This is a genomic window from Candidatus Zixiibacteriota bacterium, from assembly GCA_018820315.1.
GTDB lineage: Bacteria > Zixibacteria > MSB-5A5 > JAABVY01 > JAHJOQ01 > JAHJOQ01.
In genome coordinates this window covers 1-4794 of the sequence record JAHJOQ010000142.1, presented here as the reverse complement: position 1 = coordinate 4794, position 4794 = coordinate 1, and the positions used below count along the sequence as shown (strand labels likewise).

4 protein-coding genes are annotated in these 4794 nt (G+C 50.0%); 1 reads left to right on the top strand and 3 read right to left on the bottom strand.

Going from position 1 to position 4794, the window contains the following annotated elements; genetic code table 11:
* Positions 1-14: 14 nt before the first annotated feature.
* Positions 15-587, bottom strand: coding sequence for a hypothetical protein (locus KKH67_14070; GenBank protein ID MBU1320306.1), 573 nt, complete (start codon positions 585-587; stop codon positions 15-17).
* A gap of 245 nt (positions 588-832) precedes the next feature.
* Positions 833-1039, bottom strand: coding sequence for a gas vesicle structural protein GvpA (gene gvpA / locus KKH67_14065; GenBank protein MBU1320305.1), 207 nt, complete (start codon positions 1037-1039; stop codon positions 833-835).
* 425 nt (positions 1040-1464) lie between these two features.
* Here gvpA and KKH67_14060 point away from each other — a divergent pair, with 425 nt between their 5' ends.
* Positions 1465-1629, top strand: coding sequence for a hypothetical protein (locus KKH67_14060; GenBank protein MBU1320304.1), 165 nt, complete (start codon positions 1465-1467; stop codon positions 1627-1629).
* A 343-nt stretch (positions 1630-1972) separates the two neighbouring features.
* Here KKH67_14060 and KKH67_14055 read toward each other — a convergent pair.
* On the bottom strand, positions 1973-4794 hold a 2822-nt coding region (locus KKH67_14055; protein MBU1320303.1), incomplete at its 5' end, for a helicase.

Genomic DNA, 4794 nt, shown 5'->3' with positions numbered 1-4794 from the left:
TGCTTGACCATGGCTCAAAGGCCAACCATGGTCATTTCTTCTCTCTCTCGGCTCTCACTCTCTATGAATCGATCTGTTTTTTCCGCGTCCATAACAGCGGCGAGTTCATGCTCCCGATGAAGCATACTTGCCTGCTCTTGTTCGAAATGATCCAGTTCTTCCCTGACTTGCCTTGTTCGCTCTACTATTTGTCTTGAACGGATATTTCTTAACGCCTTCTTGAAATCCTTGATCTGTATAGTCTCCTTTTCATTCACAAGGCTGCTCAATGACTCGGCCATCTCTCTATACTCCTTCTGAAACTCCTTCAGCATCAGACTCATCTCATTCTCTCTGGCCTTCTGCCTTGCTTGTATATTCTGCAACATCTCCCTGAAATCATCTATCTTGATCTTTCCCCCCTCCGCCAGACTCTTCTTCAGGACTGTGGCTATCTCATTCTGTTCTTCGAAAAAAGTCTTTAGCAAGTCCCTCACCCGGTCTTCTTTCTCGTCCTGACAGGAAAGGATATCTTTCATCATGTTAGCAAAGTCTTTTTTCCTTAGGGATCGTGCTCTGGCGAGCGTATCCTTGAGTTGATTACTCATTCCATTTCTTCTGGTCCTGAAGTCATCAAGGAGTCGGTGAGTATCATACACAATCGTGCCTATCGTAGGAATTCTCGATTGATAAGAGGAAACGATTTCCTGTGTGAGTGCTTTCATGTCCTCAGCAATTCCCATAAGCCCATGTCCTTTTCGTCAGTAGTAAGGGAGCTTCTTGGCGAATCATGCTTGTCCGTACTTATAGCACAAGGATGATTCGGCAGGAATCCCCTCAGGTGTTTGGCCCCTTAGGCTGCTGTGGCTGTCAGACCGATGGCCTCAGCATACTTAAGGTAGGTCTCGACCGAAGCCACGACCACTCTGGCTTCAACGGCAAGCAGTTCAATGCCTACCAGAGAGACTCTCACCCAGGCATCGATGACGATACCCTTGTCCAGGATCCGGTCGACGACTTCAACCAGACTGGATGACCCGATTGCTTTTTCTACTGCCATTTCTCCACCTCCGTTTAGATTGTGAATTCCTCACACCCCGTGAGCGGGGTGTAGGGTTTGTTTCAATATCCAACGCCTAGAAATTACTCCATCAGCGTTGGCATTTTATTTCATTCGAGTTTTTGTCGCCCACCTTCCGTCGATGACAATAGGTGAGCCACAATCGATTTCAACGGGTGATGTCTATTAGCCCTGGGTGATGTCTCTATTAGCCCCGCAAGTGCAGTGCGCCCCCTTCTGGTTCAGTCTAGAATTCTACTAGACAACAAATCTATCGGCAGTCGTTGTCAATCCTTTAGTATCTTAACAAGGATTATAATGGATATGTTATGAGAGGCTGTGTCGGTTCAGCTAAAGTCATACGCGGACAGGCTTTTGGTTAAGACGTAGTTTTAGTATGTTGGTCTTAGCGAAAGGAGTGTCCGATGAGTGGGAAGCAGAATCAGAGGCCAGAAGCTGTGGCGAAGGAGATCCGGCGGCAGACCCGGCGGAAGTTTACGGCTGAGGAGAAGATCAGGATAGTCCTTGAGGGTCGGAAGGGTGAGACTGTATGTCGTCATACGATTCGGACACGGTGCACATCAAGTTAAGAGACAGTTTGCCTTATCGTAATCGCTTTTCGGTATTCGTTTCTCCTTTTCTTGATCGTTTCCTGTTTGGTTCTTTCCCTCTGATCTAAGATCAATGCCGCTCTGCCGGAATAGACATCTCCCGGGGTCACATTGTCGAGCGACTCAAGTGCGGCTGATGGTTACAGTACTCGCCGTATTTTCCTTTTTCTCCAGAGTATTCAAAGTTCATATAAGGTTCGAGAGCTTCAAGGTGTTTGCACTCTTCATCCCTAAGATGTTCAACAATCCCGATCATCCAATTTAAGACGTTACTCTAAATTAGTCAATTCAAAGCATCGTGGTATATGTTTCAACCTGACAATTACCTATTCCCTACTCCCATCCAACAAACCAGCGTCACCTCGCCTTCATCAATGAGCGGAAGCGGTTCGGGAGTCGAATATGGTGACATGCCGAGTTCCTGGATTTTGTCGAGGAATGCAGTCGATTTTTGTTCGTCTGTGGTCGCTTCGTCGTGCATTATTGGCCGCAGTTCGCGTTCGTATCGCACTCCCCATGGTGCCATTACAGCATCCACTGCTTCTTCGAGGCTCTGCTGCGGGACATTCGGCGCAGGGTTATTTCGTAAGTGCTCGGCGATTTCTCGGAACAGCGGCCTGATTTTTGGCATCAGATTCTTCGGATCAGTCGCGCGCATCCACTCATCGAATATGTCCTTTCGTGCACGACACCAAGCATCGTACGCACCCGAGAACATATCATCGGTGAGAGATCGTTGCGTCGATTTGTCGCACGCAATTTGTCTTAAGCAACCGAGGGTATCCGACAGAATCAGTTCTTTGTCAGCAGGAACAAATCGCAGAAACACCTTCTCTCCCACGCGAGCACAGAAGAACCAGCCCTTCTGCTTTCCATTAGCCAATCCCGACCCGGCCCCCCAAGGCAGACCTATGATCTCGCGCTCCATTTCTTCGAGACCCTTACGTAATTCCTGTCGATATTCCTCGCCGGAATGAGCGCCCTCGATTTCATCGCCACGCTCGAACAACTCAGTTTCGCCGCGACGCAATGCTTCGATCTGCTCTTTCGTTTCCGCAAATGTCACCTCTCCGGTTGAACCGTGTGGGATGACTTCGGACTCAACGCCAATTGATGCCGCTGCCTGAGCCAGTTTGCTCCGCACCCGCCGTTCGAGCCTCAGCAGATCGTCCAGATGGACATCAGGGAGGAAACACTTGATGAATACATCAGTGTGCGGACTGGCAATACGGTCGATACGTCCATGGCGCTGTACAAGCCGCATCGGGTTCCATGGCAGGTCAAAATTGATTATGTGCCGGCTTTGCTGAAGGTTCATCCCTTCGGCCAGCACGTCGGTTGTGACCAGAACGTCGAACCGATTCTTCGCGAATCGCTCGGGAGCTTCCGTCGAAATTGGTGCGAACCCAAAGATCGTTGCCTCACGAGAATCTCCCTGTAATGATCTGTCGCCAACAAGTGCCGCAAGTCTTCCACGATATGGAGCGAGCCTTCTATCCGTATCGATTTTCTCGGTAAGATAGTCGAAAATCCACTGCACGGTGTCACCGTAGTAAGAGAATATCAGCACTTTGATGTTATCACGTGGATACTCATCCCCGCCCGCTTCCTTCTCAGCCTGTCCCAAGATGTCTAACAGTGCTTCTCTCAGTCGCTTCAGCTTAGGCGACATATCGCGATCTATGCTTGCTGCCACATCCGCGTATGATTTCAACAACTCATAATCGCTCTGGACATCAGCTCTCAATTGCTCGATGCGATACATAGAAACCGGATTCGAGCCGGCCTCTTCAAGAAGCTCTTCGATTGCATCATCTGAATCGGTCTCTGTAAGCTCTTCCATAGCCAGTGGTGAGGGAACATATCCAGCATCGATTGCCTGCAGGAATCTGCTGTGCGCTTGCGTCATCCTCTCTGTCGTCCGTTTGAAAGCATATATCGATGACTCGAATCGCTTCAGAAGCGCAGAACGCAGAAGTCCAACGAGCGTCATCTCATTCTCTTGAACCCCATCTTCCTTGAGGAATGCCGACGGTTTATAGCGCGCCATGGTCAGTTTCGGATCGCCCTCTTCGGGAGCCAACGCCTGCTGGAATTCATCGAAGAATCCCTCCGGCAGAACCTCCTCAAGATTGTATTCTATCTTGTCAACATGTGGAGTAGGAAAGCGAACAGGTATCATCGTGCCTTCAGGACCCGGAATCCGCTCATGCGGATACCATCGTTGCACAAAGCGTCTCGTGCGGCGCACAGTCACGGGATCAAGCACGTCGAACAAGACATCCGGCCGCAAGTCGAACGGATCCATTTTCTGCGCCTCGCCGAATCGTTCTTTAAGAGATCGAATGCCCTTGTCAGCAAAGACCGCGTCATGCTTGAGGAAATATGTCATCAGATAGTAGAGGTCCCACAGCGAGTTGTTGACCGGTGTAGCGGTCATCAAAACCAGCTTCTTGGGAGGCTTGCCGCGAAGAAGCAATCGTAATGCTCTGGCACGATGAGTGTCCGGATTGCGGAATGCTTGAGCCTCATCGACAACAACAAGCTCATATTCTTCCGGCTTTCCTTCCTGTGGTCCCGCCTGCACAAGCTGCTCATAAGACAAATTCTCAAATCGCAATTGAGTCCGTTTCTGGAATCTCTCCCAAGTTCCGTCACGCAATGTTGCTGACGAGATCAACAAGACACGCTGGCGGTTTTCTTGCACCAGGCGCATCATCTCGCCCGCTATGAAAGTCTTCCCGAGGCCGACCCCATCCGCTACTATAACGCCGTTATGTTGATCCAGAATCCTCAGTGCGCGAAGCAGTCCGTCATTCTGAAAAGTCGTCAGCGGGATCCGGCCGCTCGGCTGACGTTCCGCGTTCATATCGTCCTTGTACAGCTCCCAGAGCACTCGAAGGTATATCAGATATGGATCATATTCCTCGTATCGCTCCTGATAGATGCTCGCGAGATCGTACGGCACAGCTTCATTCCACAGGCTGTCGAACCAATCCTCGACGCGTGTCACAAGCCCCGGTTGATAGTGACCGAGATTCAATTCAAGATTCGAGGATAGCCCTGCTGCCGTGAAATTTGATGATCCGGCGAGAACACCTTCGTCGGTCGAGAAGATGTATGCCTTGCCATGAAGAAATCCTC